Raw genomic sequence first — 19,416 nt, 5'->3', positions numbered from 1 at the left:
CTGTCCGCCTTCGTTCCGATCGAGTCGCCCGATGAGCAACACCTCGCTGACCACCCACGTCGCGCCGATCGAGGCGGGCGCCCACGTCGTCGCCGCGCACTTCGTGAAGGACGCGCTGCTGCTGGCGCTCGGCGACGGCACGATCGTCCTGAGCCGCGACGGCACCTCGAGCCGCCTCGCCGCCCATCCCGAGGCCGGCATCCTCGCTGCCGCCGGCGATGCTAACCGCCTCGTCACCGGCGGCGACGACGGGCGCGTCGTGGCGATCGGGGCCGACGGCACCCTGTCCGAGGTCGCCACCGCCAAGGGCGGCGCCTGGATCGATGCGCTGGCGCTGCACCCCGACGGGTCGGTCGCCTACGCCGCCGGGCGCAGCGTGGTCGCCCGCGACGCCAAGGGGCGCGAGCGGACCCTCACCGCCCCCTCCACCGCCCGCGGCCTCGCCTTCGCCCCGAAGGGCTACCGGCTCGCGGCGTCGCACTACAACGGCGTCTCGCTCTGGTACCCGAACCACGAGACCCCGGCCGAGATGGTCGAGTGGAAGGGCTCGCACATCGACGTGACGTGGTCGCCCGACGGGCGCTTCGTCGTCTCGACCATGCAGGAGAACGCGCTGCACGGCTGGCGCCTGCAGCCGGACCGCGGCCACATGCGGATGTCCGGCTACCCGGCCAAGGTGCGCTCGGTGTCGTGGTCGTCGGACGGGCACTGGCTCGCCACCAGCGGCGCGGAGGCCGCGATCGTCTGGCCGTTCGATTCGAAGGAGGGCCCGACCGGCAAGGCCCCGCGGGAGTGCGGGGTGCGCCCGGCCCGCGTCTCGCGCGTCGCGTTCCACCCCAAGGCCCTGGTGCTGGCGATGGGCTACGAGGACGGCTGCATCCTGCTCGTGCGCTTCACCGACGCCTCGGAGCTGCTGGTCCGCCCGGCGGTGAAGGGCAGCGCGATCTCGGCGCTCGCCTGGGACGCGAAGGGCGGGCGGCTGGCCTTCGGATGCGTCGACGGCGCGGCGGGCCTGCTGACCCTGCCGGCCTGAATCCGACCGGGTTCTGGAACTGCCGCCGTCGCCGTGCTCTTCTGCAACGACCATTTCGACGAGGCGATGCCGTGTTTCGTGTCTTCCGCACCCTCGGTCTGGCGCTCGGCCTCCTCGGCGGCGGGCTGGCGGCGCAGGGCCCCGAATTCGCCCAGCAATACGCCCAGCGCCTCGGCGGCGCCCTCGACGAGCTGAAGCGCGAGATCGCGACGCTCGATTCCGACGCCAAGGCCACCGGCAACACCCGCGACGGGGCGGTCGACCGGCTTCGCACCAACCCCGACACCCTGATCGCGCGGCGGGGCGAGGCGGCGCGCTACGACATCGAGCGGCTCGCCCGGCTTTCGGCGCAGCAGCAGGCGCTGGCCTCGGCCATGAGCCCGCTCGGGCGGCTCGCCGCCGTGATCCGCGACCCGGACGTGCCGCTCGCCCGCGCCACCTACCAGGATTACGAACCGGCGCTGCCGACCACGACGGACGGGGTGGTGGCCGGGCTGCTCGGGTTCCTCGCCGCCTGGGGCGGCTGGCGCGTGCTGTCCGACGTCGGTCGCCGCGTGGTCCGCCGCCGGCCGCAGACGGAGGTCACGACCGCCTGAGGCGGGCGACGTCGGCGCCCCTGTGTGGCCGGGCGTCTACAGCCCCTAGCGCGCGGCTTGCTTAAGCGGGAAGGCAAGGACGGGCGAGGCCGGGTTTCCCGGGCACGTCGCCGTCACGCTGGTTTCGAGTCGCACCATGGCGCGCCCATCCACCCAGACGATCGACCCGGCGCTCGATGCGGCCGCGCTCCTGCGCCGCGTCGGGTTCTTCGGGCTGTTCGTGATCGTGCCGGTGGTGGCGCAGGTGGCGCGCCGCGCCACGGTGATCCTCGCCCCGATCGCGGTCGCGCTGCTGATCATCGCCAGCGCCATCGACGGGCGCCAGCGCCCGCTGCTGTCGGGCAGCGCCCGGCTGCTGCGCGCGCCGGCCTTCCTCGCCGGCCTGCTCGTGCTGGTGTGGATGGCGCTGTCGCTGGTCTGGACGCCGTTCCCCGGCGCCGCCTCCGAGCGCTTCGCCAACCTCGTCGCGACGATCCTGCTGACGCTCGCCGGCTACATGGCGCTGCCGGACCGGATGCGCTCGGCCAACCTCTACCTGCTGCCGCTCGGCGTCACCGCGGCGGCGATCGTCGCCATCGTGCTCGGCCTGTTCGGCGACACCCTGATGCGCGGCGTGCCCGACGACGACAACGCGCTCGATCGCGGCCTCACCCTCCTGGCCTTGCTGCTCTGGCCCTCGGTGGCGTGGCTGCGCTCGCGCCGGCGCGACCGCGAGGCGCTGGGCCTCGCCGTGGTGGTCGCCGTGGCGCTGGCGGTCTCCCCGAACGTCGGGCAGATCGCGGCCCTGGCGATCGGCGCCCTCGCCTTCGCCGTGACGAGCTTCCGGCCGCGCCTCGGCGTCGGCCTCACCGCGGGCCTGGCCGCCGGCCTGCTCGCCGTGGCGCCGCTGCTGCCGTTCCTGGCGCGACCGATCGGCGCCGCCCTGTTCGGGCCGCTCAGCCCCGGCGTGCTGACGCTGAAGAGCTGGCAGCGGATCGTGACCACCGAGCCGGTCCGGCTGATCACCGGCCACGGCTTCGAGACGGCGCTGCGCGGCCGGGTCTTCGGGTTGATCCCGGTGAACGCCCCGAGCACGGCGCTGTTCGCCATGTGGTACGAGCTCGGCGTCGTCGGGGCGCTCGCCGCCGCCTTCGCCCTCTACGCCTCGATCCGCCGGGCGGGCCGCGACGTGCCGCTGCTGGTTCCCGGGGCGATGGCGGGCTTCGCCGCCGCCTTCACCATCGCCTGCATCGGCGTCGGGCTCACGGTGGTGTGGTGGCTGACGACGCTCGCCATCACCATCCTGGTCTTCGTCGCGATCGAGCGCGGCCAGTTCCGCACGCGGCGCCCGAAGGTCAGCCGCCTTAAGCTGCCGACGCCGGGCGAGCCGCCGCGCGCCTGACGGGTCAGAGGTCGGCCGCCGCCTCGATGCCGGCCATGTCGGCGTCCGAGAGCCCGACATGGTGGCCGATCTCGTGGATCAGGACGTGGGCGACGAGGTGGCCGAGCGTCTCGTCGTGCTCGGCCCAGTAATCCAGCAGCGGCCGGCGATAGAGCCAGACCGTGTTCGGCATCTGGCCCGTCACGGTCTCGCCCGCCTGGGCCAGCCCGATGCCGCGGAACAGGCCGAGCAGGTCGAACTCCGAGTCGCACGCCATTTCGGTCAGCGTATCGTCGTCGGGAAAATCGTCGACGACGATGCGGACGTCCTTCGCCAGAGCCCGGAATTCCGCCGGCAGCGCGGCGAAGGCCGCCTGGGCCAGATCCTCGATCTCGGCGAGGCTCGGCGCCTTGGCGGCGGCGAGGCTCACGCGGCGTCCTTCGCCACCGGGAGGACGCAGCTGCGCAGGAAGCCGGCGAGGTCGTTGGTGATGTGGTCGATATGCACCTCCCGCACCGCCTCCTGCTCGAACGCCTCGCGGTAGGGGTCGATCGCGGCCGGAACCACCAGGACGGTGGCCATCCCCATCTGGTGGGGCACCGCGAGGTTGCGGGCGATGTCCTCGAACAGGGCCGCCCGCGTCGGGTCGACCGCATGCTGCGCGAGGAAACGCTCGTAGGTCGCGCGCTCGGGCTTGGGCACGAAGTCGGCGGCGGCGATGTCGAACACGTCCTCGAAATGGTCGAGGATGCCGAGGCTCTTCGCGACGTTCTCGGCGTGCCTGCGGGAGCCGTTCGTGAGGATCAGCTTGCGCCCGGGCAGCCGCTCGATCGCGTCGCCCAGAGCCGGGTCGAGCCGGATCGTCGCGTGGTCGATGTCGTGGGCGAAGTCGAGGAAGGCGTGCGGGTCGACGTTCTCCTCGACCATCAGCGCCTTCAGCGTCGTGCCGTAGCGGTGGTAGAAATACTTCTGCAGCGCACGCGCCGAGAGCCCGTCGAGGCCGTAGAGCTGCATCACGAACAGCGTGATGCGCTCGTCCACCTGCGGCCACACCATGGCGTCGCTCGGGTAAAGGGTGTTGTCGAGGTCGAACACCCAGGTGTCGACGGCCTCGAAGCCGCGCGCATCCGGGGCCGTCACGTGGCTCTCGCCGGGTATGGTTCTGTTCGAGATGTCCGGTCTCCGAAAATGACCGCGGGGCGCGATGCGGTCGCCCGGGCCGAAGCACGACCCGGGCGCTTTCGATGGTGCGTTCGTCCGTCAGCTTCGGCGGATCAGGGTGCCGGCGCCGTAATCGGTGAAGAGCTCGAGCAGCACCGCGTGGTTGACCTTGCCGTCGAGGATGACGACCGCCTCGACGCCCTGGTCGATCGCGTAGATGCAGGTCTCGATCTTCGGGATCATGCCGCCGGTGATGGTGCCGTCGGCGATCAACCGCCGGCAATCCTCGACCGTCAGCTCCGGGATCAGGTTCTTGTCCTTGTCGAGCACCCCCGGCACGTCGGTGAGCAGCAGCAGGCGCTTGGCCCGCAGCGCGCCGGCGATGGCGCCGGAGAAGGTGTCGGCGTTGACGTTATAGGTCTTGCCGTCGGCACCGTACGCCACCGGCGCCAGGACCGGGATCAGCTCCGCCTTCAGCACCGCGTCGAGGACGCCGCGCTCGACATGCTCGGGCTCGCCGACGAGGCCGAGGTCCACCGTCTGCATCTCCCGGCTCTCGGGGTCCATCACGGTCTTCGACGCCCGCTTGGCGCGGACCATGTTCCCGTCCTTGCCGCACAGGCCGATCGCCCGGCCGCCCTCGGCCGAGATCCAGCCGACGATCTGCTTGTTGATCGACCCGGCCAAAACCATCTCGACCACCTCGACGGTGGCCTCGTCGGTGACGCGAAGGCCGCCGCGGAACTCGGACTGGATGCCGAGCCGGTCGAGCATCCGGCCGATCTGCGGGCCGCCGCCGTGGACGACGATCGGCTTCACGCCCGACTGCTCGAGCAGCACGATGTCCTCGGCGAAGTCCTCGGCCGCCGAAGCGTCGCCCATGGCATGCCCGCCATACTTGATGACCACGATCTCTTGGTCGTAGCGCTGCATGTGGGGCAGCGCCTGGGCCAGGACTTCGGCACGGACGTGCACGTTGGGCAGTTCGGTCATCGGCATCCTTTCGCGCCGGCATCGCGACGCGCGGGCTTCTACAGGAACGCGGGCGAACCGCGAAACGCGGTCACAGGCCGAGGTCGCTCAGGCCCGGATGGTCGGCCGGGCGCGGTCCTTGCGGCCAGTGGAACTTGCGCTCGGACGCGTCGATCGCGACGTCGTTGATGCTGGCCTCGCGGCGGCGCATCAGGCCCGTTTCGGTGAATTCCCACTGCTCGTTGCCGTGCGAGCGGAACCACTGCCCGGACGCGTCGTGCCATTCGTAGGCGAAGCGCGCCGCGATCCGGTTCTCGTGGAAGGCCCAGACCTCCTTGATCAGGCGGTACTCGCGCTCGCGCTCCCACTTGCGCGTCAGGAACGCGACGATCGCCGGCCGCCCGGTCAGGAACTCGGAACGGTTCCGCCACCAGCTGTCGGGGGTGTAGGCGAGCGACACCCGCTCGGGATCGCGGGTGTTCCAGGCATCCTCGGCGCCGCGCGCCTTCTTCGCCGCGGACAAGGCGTCGAACGGCGGCAGCGGTGGGCGCGTCTCGGTCATGCTGGAACGGTCTCCTGTTGCCGATGCCCGATTGTTCGCGGGCCGTCGGGCCACGTCAATGCGCCGGATGGCGGCTCAGGCGCCGAGCCCGAGCATCAGGCCGATGTTCTGCACCGCCGCCCCGGAGGCGCCCTTGCCGAGGTTGTCGAGGCGCGCGACCAGCACCGCCTGACGGTGCTCGGCCGAGCCGAACACCCGCAACTCGAGGCGGTCGGTGTCGTTCAACGCCTCCGGCTCGATCTGCTCCTTGTGCGCGCCGGTGGTGGCGCCGATCACCACCTGCACCAGCGCCTGCCCCGCGTACCAGCGCGCGAGCGCGTCCTCGAGATCGCCGGCGGACGGACGGCCCGGCAACGCGTCGAGATGGAGCGGGATCGAGACCAGCATGCCCTGCCGGAACGCGCCGACGGACGGGATGAAGATCGGCCGGGCGGTGAGCCGGGAATAGGCCTGCGTCTCCGGCAGGTGCTTGTGCGCGAAGCCGAGGCCGTAGAGCATGAACGGGGCCGCGGAGCCGGCCTCGTAGGCCTCGATCATGCTCTTGCCGCCGCCGCTGTAGCCGCTGACCGCGTTGATGCTGACGGGGGAGTCGGACGGGATCAGGCCGCCCTCGACCAGGGGCCGCAGCAGCGCGATCGCGCCGGTGGGATAGCAGCCGGGGTTGGCGACCCGGCGCGCGGCGGCGATCGCTTCCGCCTGCCCCGGGGCCATCTCGGCGAAGCCGTAGGTCCAGCCCGCCGCGACGCGGTGGGCGGTGCTGGCATCGAGCACGCGGGGGCCGCCGCCGGGCAGCGCGTCGCAGAGCGCCACCGTCTCGCGGGCGGCGTCGTCCGGCAGGCAGAGCACCACGAGGTCGACCTCGGCGAGCAGCGCCCGCTTCACGCCGGCATCCTTGCGGTCGGCATGCGCGATGCTGCGCAGGATCACCTTGCCGTCGCGCTCCAGGCGCTCGCGGATGCCGAGCCCGGTGGTGCCGGCCTCGCCGTCGATGAACACCGTCGGCTTGTGGTTCTCGCCCGCCATCGTCGTCGCACCCCCGAATCCGGCCGCCGCCGGCGCGTCGTGTCGCGGTGCGGGAGGTGGCCGGTGCGTGCCGGCCTGTCAATGCCGGGCGTCATCAACAGGCCATCGCATCACCGCCGGAACGGGGCCGGCGTGCTCTCGTTGTTGGCAAAATCCACGACGACGGGTGATCGAGCGATGTCCGAGACCGCGAAGAAGACCGACCCCAAGCTTTGGGAGAAGACCAAGGACAAAGTCACGAAGAGCGACAAGGGCGGAAAGGCCGGCCAATGGTCGGCCCGCAAGGCTCAGCTCGCGACCCAGGAATACAAGAAGGCCGGCGGCGGCTATGCCGGCAAGAAGACCGACGACAACCATCTCAAGCAGTGGACCGACGAGGCGTGGGACACGAAGTCCGGCAAGGAGAGCGGCAAGACCGGGGAACGCTACCTCCCGAAGAAGGCGCGCGAGGCGGTCTCCGACGAGCAGTACGACCGCTCGACCGAGAAGAAGCGCAGCGACACGGCCAAGGGCAAGCAGTTCTCGAAGCAGCCGAAGGACGTGGCGAAGAAGGCCGCCGCGGCGCGCAAGTCCGCCTCCAGCGAGACCAAGGCCGACCTGATGAAGAAGGCCAAGGCGCAGAAGGTCGCCGGGCGCTCGAAGATGTCCAAGGCCGAGCTGGAGAAGGCCGTCCACGCCTGAAACGGAGTGGTTCGACGGCCTGCTCCATCGGACGCCCTTCGAAGCGCCGCGCGAGAAGCGAGCCGGCGGTTCGACCAAACCAAGAAAAAAGGCGGCTCCGCGAGGAGCCGCCTTTTCCTTTGTCCGACCGGGCCGATCAGCGCTTCGAGAACTGGAAGCTGCGGCGGGCCTTCTTGCGGCCGTACTTCTTGCGCTCGACCACGCGGCTGTCGCGGGTGAGGAAGCCCTCGCGCTTCAGCGGCGCGCGCAGCTCCGGCTCGTAGTAGGTCAGCGCCTTCGAGAGGCCGTGGCGCACCGCGCCGGCTTGGCCCGAGAGGCCGCCGCCGGCGACCGTGACGGTGATGTCGTACTGGTCGACGCGGTTGGCCACCGTGAGCGGCTGGCGCAGGATCATCCGCAGGACGGGGCGGGCGAAGTACACCTCGACCGCGCGCTTGTTGATGACAACCTTGCCGGTGCCGGGGCGGATCCAGACGCGGGCGACCGCGTCCTTGCGCTTGCCGGTGGCGTAGGCGCGGCCCTGGGCGTCGAGCTTCTGGACGTGGACGGGGGCGGCGTTCTCGTTGTCGAGGCCGCCGGCGTTCGACCGGTTGAGGTCGGAGAGGGACTGAAGCGTCGCCATCTTAAGCGCTCACGTTCTTGCGGTTGAGGACGCCGACGTCGAACGTCTGCGGCTGCTGGGCCTCGTGCGGGTGGCTGGTGCCCTTGTAGACCCGGAGGTTGCCCATGATCTGGCGGAACAGCGGGCCGCGGGGCAGCATGCGCTCGACGGCCTTCTCCACGACGCGCTCGGGGAAGCGCCCTTCGAGGATGAACTTGGCCGACCGCTCCTTGATGCCGCCGGGGAAGCCGGTGTGGTGGTAGTACACCTTCTGGACGTATTTGCGCCCGGTGAACTTCACCTTGTCGGCGTTGATGACGATGACGTTGTCGCCGCAATCGACGTGGGGGGTGTAGGAGGGCTTGTGCTTGCCGCGCAGACGCAGGGCGATGATCGAAGCCAGACGGCCGACGACGAGGCCCTCCGCGTCGATCACGATCCACTTCTTGTCGACGTCGGCGGGCTTCAGCGAAAAGGTTTTCATAAGCCGAATTCCGTTGGCGCTCGGTGGTGTATCGAAAAACGAGCCGCCGCCGCGTCGGGGGACGCGGCGGCGTTGGGCGCTGGATAGACGGGCCGAGGGTCGAGGTCAAGCCGTTTCACGGGCGCGCATCGTCCGAAAAGCGAAGTTCTGGAAGGGGTTCGGCCTGGTGGTATTAGGATACCGCAATGCGGGAACCGGTGCTGTTACGCCGGCTGCGGACGCAGCGTTTCAATCCGTTCCGCCGCCGCGCGGGGCGATGGTGAACTTCTGCACGCCCTTGGCCGCGAGCACCGGCTTCTTCGCGCTGATGATCCGCGAGTTGACGCCGGTCCAGCCGATCTCGCCGGACAGGCGGCCGTACTCGATCTTCGGGCAGCGGTTCATGATCACGGTGACGCCGCGCGCCTCGGCGCGGGCGGCGGCCGCGTCGTCGCGCACGCCGAGCTGCATCCAGATCGTCTTCGGCAGCGGGTCCAGGGCCAAGGCCTCGTCGGCGAGGCCGCCGGCGGCGGCGGAGTTGCGGAAGATCTCGACCATGTCGATCGGTTCGCCGATCTCGGCGATGGACGCGGCCACCGGGCGCCCGAGCAGCGTCTGCCCGGCGAGCCCCGGATTGACCGGCGTCACCGCGTAGCCGCGATCGAGCAGGTACTTCAGCACGATCCAGCTCGGACGCGCCGGATTGGCCGAGGCGCCGACCAGGGCGATGGTGCGCGTCGCCCGCAGCGTGGCGCGGATATGCGCGTCTGCGTAGCGGTCGTGGCGAGTGGCGAGGCCGTCGGGAACCTGGTCGAGGGTCGGGATCATCGGGCTTGGCTTCTTCTTCGGATCGCAGCCCGCTCTGCTTACGGCTGCGCGCGGATCGGGTCGACCCGGTGCACGGTCTCGGGTCGTTCCGGCGGTCGATCCCCCGGGTGTCGGCCATCGCCGTGCCGGCGGCGGCGGGCCCCGCGCCACGGGTCCACGTCGCGCGGGGCATCGCGCGCCGCATTCGGCGCCAAGCGCGGCAATTAGGTCGCTTGATTGCCGGGCGTCCCGCGCAACTTTGCTGGCATGAGCCCGAACGTCCCGTCCGCCCCCTCCCCGCCGCCGACCTTGTTCTGCCTGCACTTCCTCGGCGGCAGCGCACGGGAATGGGTGCAGGTCGCCGATCGCCTCGGCGCCGCGGTCGCGTGCGTCCCGATCGACCTCCCCGGCTTCGGCGACGCCGTCGACGTGCCGGGCTACGACGTCGCGGCGATGGCCGATCACGTCGCGGGCAGGATCCGTGCGGCGGCCCCGGCGCGCTGGCTGATCGCCGGGCACAGCATGGGCGCCAAGGTGGCGCTCGCGCTGGCCCGCCGCGCCGAGGACGGCGAGGCGGGGCTGTACGGTCTCTCCGGCCTCGTGCTGCTCGCGGGATCGCCGCCGAGCCCCGAGCCGATGGAAGAGGCGCGCCGCGAGACGATGATCGCCTGGATCGGAGCCGACGCGGCGACCCGGCAGGCGGAAGCCCGGGCCTTCATCGAGAGCAACGTCGGCTCTCCCCTCCCCGCCGAACGCGCCGAAGCCGCGGTCGCCGACGTGCTGCGCGCCGCGCCCGCGGCCTGGCGGGCCTGGCTCAGCGATGGAAGCCGCGAAGATTGGTGCGAGCGCATCGGCATCCTGCGCACCCCGGCCCTGATCCTCGCCGGGGGCGAGGACGGCGACCTCGGGCCGGAGGCGCAGGCCGCGCTGATGGCGCCGCATCTCGGTTCATCGCGCCGTGTCACCCTCGACGGCGCCGGCCATCTGCTGCCGATCGAGCGGCCCGACGCGGTCGCCGACCTGATCCGCGCCCACGCGGCCGCACCCGACACGACGTTTGCCGAGGCACCTGTGATCGACGCGGCGTATGCGAGACTCATCGCGTCGGACCGGGTCAACAGCCGCCTGCGCGACGCCTTGCGCGCGCGGGCCGAGCCCGACGATCCCGGCTATCGGCCGCGGGCCCTCGACGCGATCGAGCTCGCGATCCTGCGCGCCCTCGTCGATCGCGTCCTGCCGCAGGCCGCCGGGATCGACCTCGCCGCCCGCATCGACGCGCGGCTCGCGAGCGGCCGGGGCGACGGCTGGCGGTTCTCCGCCCTGCCGCCGGACGCCTCGGCCTACAGGACCGCGCTTCGCAGCCTCGACGCTGCGGCGGGCGCCGACGGTCGGCGCTTCCTCGCCCTCGACGGCGCGGCGCAGGACGACCTGCTCCGGGCGATCGAGAAGGGCGTCCTGCCGGACGGATCGGCGCTCGGCTTCGCGCCGGAGCAGCTGACCGTCTGGTTCGAGGACCTGCGCGCCGACGTGGTGCGCACTTGGCTCGCCCATCCGGCGGCGCTCGCCTGGATCGGGTTCTCCGGCATCGGTGCGGGCGGCGACGGGGCCCGGCCGGTGGGCTTCACCAAGATCGGATTGGGCGAGCGCGAGGGCTGGGAGCCCGTCGCGCAGGGTGGGGACGGACGATGAACCTCGATTCCATGACGCGCTACGCGACCGACGAGGTCGTCGATGCGGTGGTGATCGGCACCGGTGCCGGCGGCGCGCCGCTGATGGCGCGCCTCGCCGCCGCCGGATCGCGCGTCGTCGCCCTCGAGGCCGGCCCGAACTTCGACCCCAAGGGCTTCGCCTTCGACGAGACGCTCGCCGACGAGATCTACTGGACCGACGAGCGCCTGAGCGGCGGCTCGACCCCGGAAGCCTTCGGCGGCAACAACAGCGGCACGGGCGTCGGCGGCTCGACCCTGCACTGGGGCGCGTTCTGCCCGCGCGCCGACCAGCGCGATTTGATGATCCGCACCGAGACCGGCGAGGGCGTCGACTGGCCCGTGAGCTACGACGAGCTGCTGCCGTTCTACGAGCGCGTCGAGGCCTTCATCGGCGTCTCCGGCCCGCAGAGCTATCCGTGGGACGCGAGCCGTCGCTACCCCCTCGCGCCGGTGCCCCGCAATGCGTCGGCGCAGATCATGGCGCAGGCCTGCGAGGGTGCGGGCATCCGCGCGACCGATGCGCCCGCGGCCGTGGTCTCCCGCGACTTCGCGCAGGAGGGCGGGGGCTTGCGCCCGGCCTGCATCAATTGCGGCTACTGCCACCAGGGCTGCCGCAACGGCGCCAAGACCAGCATGGACGTGACCTACCTGCCCCTGGCGGTGGCCCACGGTGCCGAGATCCGGTCCGAGGCGCGGGCCCACGGGTTCGAGCGCGATCGCGACGGCCGGATCACCGCGGTGGTCTACCGGCAGGGCGGCGTCGACCGCCGCCAGCGTTGCGCGCAGGTGTTCCTCTGCGCCGGCTCAGTCGAGACCGCGCGGCTGCTGCTGCATACGGGGCTGGCCAACGGCAGCGGGCAGGTCGGGCGCAACTACATGGGTCACGTCGCGACCCAGGTCTGGGGCACGTTCGACGCCGAGACGCGGCCCAACCGGGGCTACCCGTCGTCGCTGATCACTGAGGACATGATCCGGCCGAAGGACGCCGACTTCGTCGGCGGCTACCTCGTCCAGAGCCTCGGCGTCGCGCCGCTGACCTTCGCCAACTCGGTGGCCCGCGGCCGCAAGCTCTGGGGCAAGGCGCTCGGCGACTACCTGGCGGACTACAACCACGTCGCCGGCATCGGCATCAACGGCGAGACCCTGCCGTGCGATGCCAACCGGCTGACGCTCTCCGACGAGACCGACGCCCTGGGCATGGGCAAGGCGACGATCGATTTCGGCTACGGCCACAACGAGGAGCGGCTGAACGCCCACGCGACGAAGCTGATGATCGACCTGTGGACGCGGGCCGGCGCCCGCGACATCTGGGCGCTCGACCGGGTCGCCCACACCATCGGCACCTGCCGCATGGGGCATGACGGCGACGAGGCCGTCGTGGACCCGTTCGGAAAATCCTTCGAGGTCCCGAACCTGTGGATCTGCGACGGCTCCACCTTCCCGAGCTCGCTCGCGGCGAACCCGGCCCTGACCATCATGGCGCTCAGCCTGCGCAGTGCCGAGAAGGTGCTGAGCGGGGCCTGATCCGACGGGGCGCGCCAGCGGCGGGCCCCGTCGGAGCGACCGATCGCGCGACGTCAGGCTGCGATCGCCTCGGGCTTCGGGGCGGGAGCGTCCATGGCCCGCATATAGACGTCGAGCAGCGTCTCGTGCTCGTCGCGCGCATCCTGGTCGAGCTTGCGCAGGCGGATGATCTCCTTGAGGATCTTCACGTCGAGGCCCTCACCCTTGGCCTCGGCGAAGATCTCCTTCTTCGCCTCCATCAGCGCCTTGATCTCCTCGTCGACCTGCTCGACCCGCTCGATGATGGAGCGGATGCGGTCGCCGGCGATCCCAATCGTGTCGGTCATCCAAGAACCTCTGTTCGCGAGAAGCCACGGCCGGCTCGTCGCGCATCGGGGTGAGCGAACGGTTAAGGCGAGACCGCACACCGCCGCACGAGGGATCTGGATTTTCGGCCGGGGACCGGCTATATCAGAGGTGCGGTTGATGACCGGTTCGTAATAACGTTTCAGGACCCGGAGGGCAGTACTCCGGCGCCTCCACCACGAACGCAGTGGGCGACGCCTGACCGAGCTGCGTTTCTGATGGGGGCGAAATAGGTTCGACTGGGCGGTAAAGGGATCGCGAGTTCAGCTTCACTCCGGTGAGGTACGATGCGACTGTCGGTAGGGACTCGACCGGTTCGACGCGGGCAACCCCCGTTTCGGGCACCTGACCAAATCCTAAATGCCAACGATAACGTTGTCATGGATGCCCGCCTCGCGGCGTAAGCATCTTGCGGTAGGGTAACCGTCGAAACAGAACCCGGGGCTTCGGCCCTGGGACCCACCTTTCCCTTCTCGTCGGCGTTCACGTGCTCGATGCGTCAGGCCAACCGGCCCGGCATGTGCGCTCGCAGCCCCGCCGTCGCGAGAAACGGCGGGGCCGAGCGCTGCGAAGCCCTCAGCGCTTCTTGTTGGCGTTGTGGTGCCCGATGGCGCAGCCCGCGGCCGCACCCATCTTGCCGTGGCCGGCCATATGGCCCGCGACGCCGCCGACGATGGCACCCTTGATGCAGCCCTTGGCCTCGGCCGGTGCGGATTGGGCGAGCGCGCCGAGGGCGAGCAGGCCGGCGAGGTTGGCGATCTTCATGAGCGTTGGCCTCCTTGGATGTGGAGACCGAACGAGCGGGACGCCGACAGCGTTCCGGACTGCTTTTTTCCGGTCTTCGATGCAGGGCCGCCATGCGCGCATCGAGCGACATGAATTGACACCGCGCGAAAACCCGCGACATCACGGGGCTTGATCGCACTGACACAGGAAGGCGCACGTGGCTCGTCCCGAACTCGGTACCAAACGGATCTGCCCGACGACCGGCAGGAAGTTCTACGACCTCGGTCGTGATCCGGTGGTTTCCCCCTATTCCGGCGAGGTCGTCCCGACCGCCGCCCTCACCCCCTTCGCCAGCCGGTCCGCGCCGATCGCCGCCCGCAAGGATCCGGTCGCCGACGACGACGAGGCCGATGCCGCCGGTCCGGAACTGGTCTCCCTCGACGAGGTCGAGGCCGAGGAGACCGAGAAGGATACCGACACGGACACCGAGGTCGACGACGTCATCGAGCCGGATGCCGACGGCGAAACCGCCGACGACGATACCCTCGTGGTCGACGACGAGGACGACGACACCACCGATCTCGTCGACGTCGAGGAAGACGACGACGATTGAGCGTTCGTGACGGGTCGGGTCGGCTCGATCCCCGCGATAGGATCCGGCTCGATGCACCCCCGGTGCGTCGAGCCGATCGCATGTCGGGATGAGCGATCGTCGGCGTCCTCCTAGGAACGTGTCCGAAACGACGCCTCGGCCAAGAAAAAAGGGCCCCCTGCGGAGCCCTCGCTTCGTTCGTCGATCATTCCACGAAAGCGGAATGGTGGGCGCGACAGGGATCGAACCTGTGACCCCTTCCATGTCAAGGAAGTGCTCTCCCGCTGAGCTACGCGCCCTCGCCGAAGCCGTTTCGCTTCGGTGTGGGGGGCCTATAGCCTCCGCCGTGGGGCGGCGCAAGCCGCATTGGACGATTGAGGCCGCGAAGCCTGCCACCTGAGACGGCCGCCTGTCCGCTCGCCCGGTCTGGCGGCGCTGCAACGACCACGGAAATGCGCTATGGCGCGGTCCCGGGCGGCGCGCGACGCCTCGCTCAGGACTGGGCCCGGAGCACGGGCGCGGCAGCGATGGAACATGCGGTTCTTGATCGACTACGACAACGGCGACGTGATCCGCGGCTGGATCGTCCCGGACAACCCTCTGGCGGTGAGCCGAGTCGTGGTCTCCGTCGAGGGCCGGCGGTTGGCTGAGGTCGCGGCCACGATCACCGAGCCTGCCTTCCAGCACAACGGCTGGCACTCGACCGGGCAATGCGTCTTCGAGCTGCGGGACGCCGAGGTGCCGGGCCTCTCGACGATGCCGGTCCTTGAACTCTACGACGCCGACACCAACGTGCTGGTCCACCGGCGCGTGCCGCGCGAGCGCCTGATCGACCGGCGGGTGCTCCTGATCAACACCGGCATCCACGCCGAAGTCGGCCTGCAGAACGCGCTGTTCCCGTACTTCCAGCAATCCTACTTCGGCATCCACAAGCTGTCCGACGAGATCGTGAGCAGCGTTCTGGGAAACATGACGCCGACGTCTCAGCTCCTGTCCGGCGCGCTGGTGGTGCCGCGCTACGAGCAGTACTTCCCACCCGAGCGCATGCTGTCGGCGATCCTGGTCCAGGACCCGTACGTCGAGATGGCGACGCGCATGCTGTGGCTGAAGGCGCGGACCGCGGTCGAGGAGGATGCCGGTTGGCGGATCGGCCGCTACGCCGAGGCGGCCCTGTTCGTCGACGCGTACGACTACGCCGACCCGAAGAGCCTGAAGCGCTTCTTCCGGATGCTCCCGGAGCCGGCCTATCACCTCCTCTACAATCCCCTGTCCCGCCAGCTCGGCACGCGCCTACCCGACGACCGTCTGCACCCCGGCAATTCCATCGTCGCGATCGAGATCCTCGCGCGCCTCGGCATCGTCGGGCACAGGACCTACTTCGAGGCCTTTGCCTCCACCCTGTTCGACCAGATCGGGCTGGAGGGCATTGTGCCGATGCCGGCGCCGGTTCCGATCTCGAACGAGGCGCTGGCCTTGGCCGACCGCCTCCGCGCAGTGAAGGCGGTCGCCGACATGCTGGTGTTCGACATCGCCATGTCGGACGCGGTGCTGATGTCCCTCGCTAAGAGCTGGAATCACTGAGGTGGCGGAGATCGAGGCTACCGTCCTCGGACGCGGACCGACGCGGACGCTCGCGATGCAACGCGACGCGGACGGGCTGCGCCTCGACCTTGCAGGGTTAGGCCTCGACGGGGCCTGGGTGACCATCACGCTGTACGACGACCCGGCCGCCCCCCGCGAGGCACGCCCGCTGATGAGCCTCGTCGTCACCGACGATGCCCGGCCCGGCGTGCCGCTCGCCGACGAAGCCATCGGCGGCGGCGTATCCACCTGGACCGGCCAGGTCCCGGCCGCGATCCGCGCCCTACGGATAGCGAACCTCGCCGACGGCAGGCCGCCGCATCCGAGCCGGATCACCGTTCGACGCCGCACGCGTCCGGCCCTGGTCGCCCGCGCCTTCGCGCGTGCTCCTGGGCTCGCGGTGCAGGCCGTGTACTGGCGCAGCCTCGGAAAACGGGTGCGCGGGCGCGGGTTCCTCGATCGGGCGCTGCGGCACCGGACCGAGAGCGGCTATGCCGCTTGGATCCGGCGAGCCGACACCCTGGACCCGGCCGAGCGCCGCCGCATCCGGGCGGAGGTCTCGGCCTGGGAAACGCCGCCGCTGATCTCGATCCTGATGCCGGTCTACGATCCGGCTCCGAAGGTCTTGCGCACGGCGCTGCTTTCGGTCCAGGCCCAGCTCTATCCGCATTGGGAGCTCTGCGTCGTAGACGACGCCTCGACCGACCCAGCGGTCCCGAGGCTGCTCGAACGGTTCGCCGCTTCCGATCCCCGGATCCGCGTGGCGTGCCGGTCGGAGAACGGGCACATCGCCCGCGCGACCAACGACGCGCTGGCGGCGGCGCAGGGCCCGTTCTGCGCCTTCCTCGACCACGACGATGCGCTCCCCGCCCATGCCCTCTACGAGGTTGTCCGGGCGATCCGCATCGATCCCGACCTCGTTCTGATCTACAGCGACGAGGACAAGATCGATCGCCGCGGCAGCCGCTTCGACCCGCACTTCAAGGCCGACTTCGATCGCGAGCTGCTGTACGGGCAGAACTACATCAACCACCTGACCGTGATCCGCACCGAGGCCCTGCGCGCCGTCGGGGGCCTGCGCCCCGGCTTCGAGGGCAGCCAGGATCACGACCTGCTCCTTCGCCTCACCGACGGGCTCGATCCCGCCCGGATCCGGCACATCCCGGCGGTGCTGTATCACTGGCGGGCGGCGGGCGGTTCTGGCACCTTCTCTGACCGGGCGCTCGCCCGCGCCGAGGCGGCCCGCCTCCAGGCGCTCGCCGAGGTCGTCGCCCCTTGGGGCGGCCGGGCCGAGCGTGGGTCCGCAGGCTTCAACCGGCTGGTGCGCCCCCTCCCCGATCCTGTACCCCGTGTCTCGGTGATCATCCCGACGCGGGACCGTGCCGAGTTGCTGCGCGTGACCCTCGACGGCCTGTTCGGTCGGACCGCTTATCCGGCGATCGAGGTCATCGTCGTCGACAACGACAGCCGGGAGCCCGAAACCCACGCCCTGTTCACACGATACCGGGACGATCCGCGCCTGCGTGTCCTCCCGGTTCCCGGCGCGTTCAACTTCTCGGACCTGTCGAACCGCGGGGCGGCGGCCGCGACGGGTTCGGTGCTGCTCTTCCTCAACAACGACGTCGAGGTGATCGAGCCGGGCTGGCTCCGGGAGCTGGTGTCGATCGCGCTCGCGCCCGACATCGGCGCGGTCGGCGCCAAGCTGCTCTACCCGGACGGGACGCTGCAGCACGGCGGCGTGATCCTCGGGATCGGGGGCGTCGCCGGTCACAGCCATCTCGGGCTCGACGGTACCGAGCCCGGCTATTTCGGGCGGATGACGATGGCGCACGAGGTTTCGGCGGTCACGGGGGCGTGCCTCGCAATGCGCGCCGACGTCTTCGCCGCCCTCGGCGGCTTCGACGCCGAGGATCTCAAGGTCGCCTTCAACGATGTCGACCTCTGCCTGCGCGTGCGCGCGGCCGGCTACCGGATCGTGTGGACGCCCTTCGCCGCCCTCGTCCACCACGAGTCGAAGAGTCGCGGTCCGGAGGACACTCCGGAGAAGTGGACGCGGTTCGAGCGCGAGACGGCGGTGATGCAGGCGCGCTGGGGCGCGCGACTGCGCGCCGATCCCTACTACAACATCAATCTGTCACGGATTTCCGGGCATTACCGGCTCTGAGCCGTGGCCGGGATCGTGGGCCGTGCGAGAAGACGACGCAGGTCTGCGGCCTTCCCCGGCACGCGTTCCGATGCGGGCGCTCTCCGGCCTGTTCCCTGGACGTCCGATCCGGGGTAATGCTGCAGTGCAATCGGCGATCGCACCCGAGCCGACGACGGAGGTTGCATGCGAATCGTCATGGTCGGGTCGGGGTATGTCGGCCTCGTCTCCGGGACCTGCTTTGCCGATTTCGGGCACGAGGTGGTGTGCCTGGACAAGGACCCGGCCAAGATCGAGGCGCTGCGCGCCGGTCGCATGCCGATCTACGAGCCGGGCCTCGAGGCGCTGGTCGCCGAGAACGTGCGCAGCGGCCGGCTCGGCTTCGGGCTGGACCTCGCCGCGGCGGTGGCCGAGGCGGATGCGGTGTTCATCGCGGTCGGCACGCCGTCGCGCCGCGGTGATGGGTTCGCCGACCTGAGCTACGTCTACGCGGCCGCCCGCGAGATCGCCGCCGCGCTCACCGGCTACACGGTGATCGTCACCAAATCGACGGTGCCGGTCGGCACCGGCGACGAGGTCGAGCGCATCATCCGCGAGGCGCGGCCCGATGCCGCCTTCGGGGTCGTGTCCAACCCCGAGTTCCTGCGCGAGGGAGCGGCGATCGACGACTTCAAGCGGCCGGACCGCATCGTCATCGGCACCGACGACGCGCGCGCCGAGGGCGTGATGCGCGAGGTCTACCGCCCGCTCTACCTCAACGCCGCGCCGATCCTGGTCACCGGACGGCGCACGGCCGAGCTGACCAAGTACGCCGCCAACGCGTTCCTCGCCACCAAGATCACCTTCATCAACGAGATCGCCGACCTGTGCGAGCGGGTCGGTGCCGACGTGCAGGAGGTCGCCCGCGGGATCGGCCTCGACAACCGCATCGGCGCGAAGTTCCTCCATGCCGGGCCGGGCTACGGCGGCTCGTGCTTCCCCAAGGACACGCTGGCCCTGGTGAAGACCGCGCAGGATGCCGGGACGCCGATGCGGATCGTCGAGACCGTGGTCGCGGTCAACGACCAGCGGAAGCGCGCGATGGCGCGCAAGGTGATCCAGGCCTGCGGTGGCTCGGTGCGGGGCAAGACGATCGCGCTGCTCGGCCTCACCTTCAAGCCGAACACCGACGACATGCGCGATGCGCCCTCGCTCGCCATCGTCGCGGGGTTGCAGGATGCCGGCGCCACCGTGCGCGCCTACGATCCCGAGGGGATGGAACAGGCCCGCCGGCTCCTGCCCGACATCGCCTACGCCGAGGATCCCTATTCTTGCGCGGAGGGCGCCGACGCCCTGGTGCTGGTGACCGAGTGGAACGCGTTCCGGGCGCTCGATCTCGAACGCCTGCGCGCCACCATGGCCGAGCCGGTCCTCGTCGACCTTCGCAACGTCTATCGCGTGCAGGACGTCGAGCGCCTCGGCTTCCGCTACGCCGGCGTGGGGCGTGCGTTCGATCGCCGAGCGCGGCTGGATTGAGCCGGCAATCCGCGTCCCGCGA

20 protein-coding genes, 1 tRNA gene and 1 other RNA gene are annotated in these 19,416 nt (G+C 70.5%); 11 read left to right on the top strand and 11 right to left on the bottom strand.

What is annotated here, in order from left to right; translation table 11 throughout:
• Positions 1 to 31 precede the first annotated feature (31 nt).
• The 3 genes from FV227_RS02665 to FV227_RS02655 all read left to right on the top strand — a co-directional run bounded on the left by FV227_RS02665 (position 32) and on the right by FV227_RS02655 (position 3,010).
• Positions 32 to 1,033 carry a WD40 repeat domain-containing protein gene (locus tag FV227_RS02665; protein WP_147728007.1) on the top strand — a complete coding sequence of 334 codons (1,002 nt, stop codon included), beginning with the start codon at positions 32 to 34 and terminating at the stop codon, positions 1,031 to 1,033.
• 71 nt (positions 1,034 to 1,104) lie between these two features.
• Positions 1,105 to 1,629: a DUF2937 family protein gene (locus tag FV227_RS02660; protein WP_147858226.1), complete on the top strand. Its 525-nt coding sequence runs from the start codon at positions 1,105 to 1,107 to the stop codon at positions 1,627 to 1,629.
• A 136-nt stretch (positions 1,630 to 1,765) separates the two neighbouring features.
• The gene (locus tag FV227_RS02655) at positions 1,766 to 3,010 is read left to right on the top strand and encodes a peptide ABC transporter permease (RefSeq protein ID WP_147842045.1); all 1,245 of its coding nucleotides are present in this window, start codon (positions 1,766 to 1,768) and stop codon (positions 3,008 to 3,010) included.
• A gap of 4 nt (positions 3,011 to 3,014) precedes the next feature.
• Here FV227_RS02655 and FV227_RS02650 read toward each other — a convergent pair whose 3' ends face one another.
• The 5 genes from FV227_RS02650 to argC all read right to left on the bottom strand — a co-directional run bounded on the left by FV227_RS02650 (position 3,015) and on the right by argC (position 6,707).
• Entirely contained in the window at positions 3,015 to 3,419 is a 405-nt protein-coding gene (locus tag FV227_RS02650; RefSeq protein WP_147727767.1) for a metallopeptidase family protein, read from the bottom strand.
• The gene (locus tag FV227_RS02645) at positions 3,416 to 4,129 is read right to left on the bottom strand and encodes a pyrimidine 5'-nucleotidase (RefSeq protein WP_246686410.1); all 714 of its coding nucleotides are present in this window, start codon (positions 4,127 to 4,129) and stop codon (positions 3,416 to 3,418) included. The genes FV227_RS02650 and FV227_RS02645 overlap by 4 nt, the downstream gene beginning before the upstream one ends.
• A 120-nt stretch (positions 4,130 to 4,249) precedes the next feature.
• Positions 4,250 to 5,149: an acetylglutamate kinase gene (gene argB / locus FV227_RS02640; RefSeq protein ID WP_187274658.1), complete on the bottom strand. Its 900-nt coding sequence runs from the start codon at positions 5,147 to 5,149 to the stop codon at positions 4,250 to 4,252.
• A gap of 64 nt (positions 5,150 to 5,213) precedes the next feature.
• Complete coding sequence (locus tag FV227_RS02635; protein WP_147858225.1) at positions 5,214 to 5,684, bottom strand: nuclear transport factor 2 family protein; 471 nt, start codon at positions 5,682 to 5,684, stop codon at positions 5,214 to 5,216.
• 75 nt (positions 5,685 to 5,759) lie between these two features.
• Positions 5,760 to 6,707: an N-acetyl-gamma-glutamyl-phosphate reductase gene (gene argC / locus FV227_RS02630; RefSeq protein WP_147727763.1), complete on the bottom strand. Its 948-nt coding sequence runs from the start codon at positions 6,705 to 6,707 to the stop codon at positions 5,760 to 5,762.
• 177 nt (positions 6,708 to 6,884) lie between these two features.
• Between argC and FV227_RS02625 the strand changes: the two genes are divergently transcribed.
• Complete coding sequence (locus FV227_RS02625; RefSeq protein WP_147858224.1) at positions 6,885 to 7,388, top strand: hypothetical protein; 504 nt, start codon at positions 6,885 to 6,887, stop codon at positions 7,386 to 7,388.
• A 136-nt stretch (positions 7,389 to 7,524) separates the two neighbouring features.
• Here the strand turns inward: FV227_RS02625 and rpsI are convergent, their stop codons facing one another.
• The 3 genes from rpsI to FV227_RS02610 all read right to left on the bottom strand — a co-directional run bounded on the left by rpsI (position 7,525) and on the right by FV227_RS02610 (position 9,280).
• Complete coding sequence (gene rpsI / locus FV227_RS02620) at positions 7,525 to 8,010, bottom strand: 30S ribosomal protein S9 (RefSeq protein WP_147727761.1); 486 nt, start codon at positions 8,008 to 8,010, stop codon at positions 7,525 to 7,527.
• A gap of 1 nt (position 8,011) precedes the next feature.
• Entirely contained in the window at positions 8,012 to 8,473 is a 462-nt protein-coding gene (gene rplM / locus FV227_RS02615) for a 50S ribosomal protein L13 (RefSeq protein WP_147727760.1), read from the bottom strand.
• A 228-nt stretch (positions 8,474 to 8,701) separates the two neighbouring features.
• Entirely contained in the window at positions 8,702 to 9,280 is a 579-nt protein-coding gene (locus tag FV227_RS02610; RefSeq protein WP_147727759.1) for a CoA-binding protein, read from the bottom strand.
• A gap of 246 nt (positions 9,281 to 9,526) precedes the next feature.
• Here FV227_RS02610 and FV227_RS02605 point away from each other — a divergent pair, with 246 nt between their 5' ends.
• Both FV227_RS02605 and FV227_RS02600 read left to right on the top strand, forming a co-directional pair.
• Positions 9,527 to 10,948 (top strand): alpha/beta hydrolase, encoded by a 1,422-nt coding sequence (locus FV227_RS02605; protein ID WP_147858223.1) that lies wholly within the window; start codon positions 9,527 to 9,529, stop codon positions 10,946 to 10,948.
• Positions 10,945 to 12,492, top strand: a complete 1,548-nt coding sequence (locus FV227_RS02600; protein ID WP_147858222.1) for a GMC family oxidoreductase — start codon at positions 10,945 to 10,947, stop codon at positions 12,490 to 12,492. The genes FV227_RS02605 and FV227_RS02600 overlap by 4 nt, the downstream gene beginning before the upstream one ends.
• A gap of 53 nt (positions 12,493 to 12,545) precedes the next feature.
• On the opposite strand, the gene FV227_RS02595 is transcribed toward FV227_RS02600, so the two are convergent.
• Positions 12,546 to 12,818 (bottom strand): DUF2312 domain-containing protein, encoded by a 273-nt coding sequence (locus tag FV227_RS02595; protein ID WP_147726140.1) that lies wholly within the window; start codon positions 12,816 to 12,818, stop codon positions 12,546 to 12,548.
• 93 nt (positions 12,819 to 12,911) lie between these two features.
• Here FV227_RS02595 and ssrA point away from each other — a divergent pair.
• Positions 12,912 to 13,283: a transfer-messenger RNA gene (ssrA, locus tag FV227_RS02590) on the top strand.
• 130 nt (positions 13,284 to 13,413) lie between these two features.
• Here ssrA and FV227_RS02585 read toward each other — a convergent pair.
• Complete coding sequence (locus tag FV227_RS02585; RefSeq protein ID WP_147726141.1) at positions 13,414 to 13,602, bottom strand: hypothetical protein; 189 nt, start codon at positions 13,600 to 13,602, stop codon at positions 13,414 to 13,416.
• A gap of 178 nt (positions 13,603 to 13,780) precedes the next feature.
• Between FV227_RS02585 and FV227_RS02580 the strand changes: the two genes are divergently transcribed.
• Positions 13,781 to 14,176, top strand: coding sequence for a TIGR02300 family protein (locus tag FV227_RS02580; protein ID WP_147726142.1), 396 nt, complete (start codon positions 13,781 to 13,783; stop codon positions 14,174 to 14,176).
• 203 nt (positions 14,177 to 14,379) lie between these two features.
• Here FV227_RS02580 and FV227_RS02575 read toward each other — a convergent pair.
• Positions 14,380 to 14,454 (bottom strand) — tRNA-Val (locus FV227_RS02575).
• 235 nt (positions 14,455 to 14,689) lie between these two features.
• Between FV227_RS02575 and FV227_RS02570 the strand changes: the two genes are divergently transcribed.
• The 3 genes from FV227_RS02570 (at position 14,690) to FV227_RS02560 (ending at position 19,394) form a co-directional block, all read left to right on the top strand.
• Complete coding sequence (locus tag FV227_RS02570) at positions 14,690 to 15,736, top strand: hypothetical protein (RefSeq protein WP_147726143.1); 1,047 nt, start codon at positions 14,690 to 14,692, stop codon at positions 15,734 to 15,736.
• Positions 15,737 to 15,791: 55 nt separating this feature from the next.
• Positions 15,792 to 17,900: a glycosyltransferase family 2 protein gene (locus tag FV227_RS02565; RefSeq protein ID WP_147858221.1), complete on the top strand. Its 2,109-nt coding sequence runs from the start codon at positions 15,792 to 15,794 to the stop codon at positions 17,898 to 17,900.
• Positions 17,901 to 18,065: 165 nt separating this feature from the next.
• Complete coding sequence (locus tag FV227_RS02560) at positions 18,066 to 19,394, top strand: UDP-glucose/GDP-mannose dehydrogenase family protein (RefSeq protein WP_147726145.1); 1,329 nt, start codon at positions 18,066 to 18,068, stop codon at positions 19,392 to 19,394.
• Positions 19,395 to 19,416 lie beyond the last annotated feature (22 nt).

It is taken from the genome of Methylobacterium sp. WL119 (assembly GCF_008039875.1).
Classification (GTDB): domain Bacteria; phylum Pseudomonadota; class Alphaproteobacteria; order Rhizobiales; family Beijerinckiaceae; genus Methylobacterium.
Note: the sequence above shows the minus strand (reverse complement) of the source record. Positions and strands in the feature narration are given on the sequence as shown.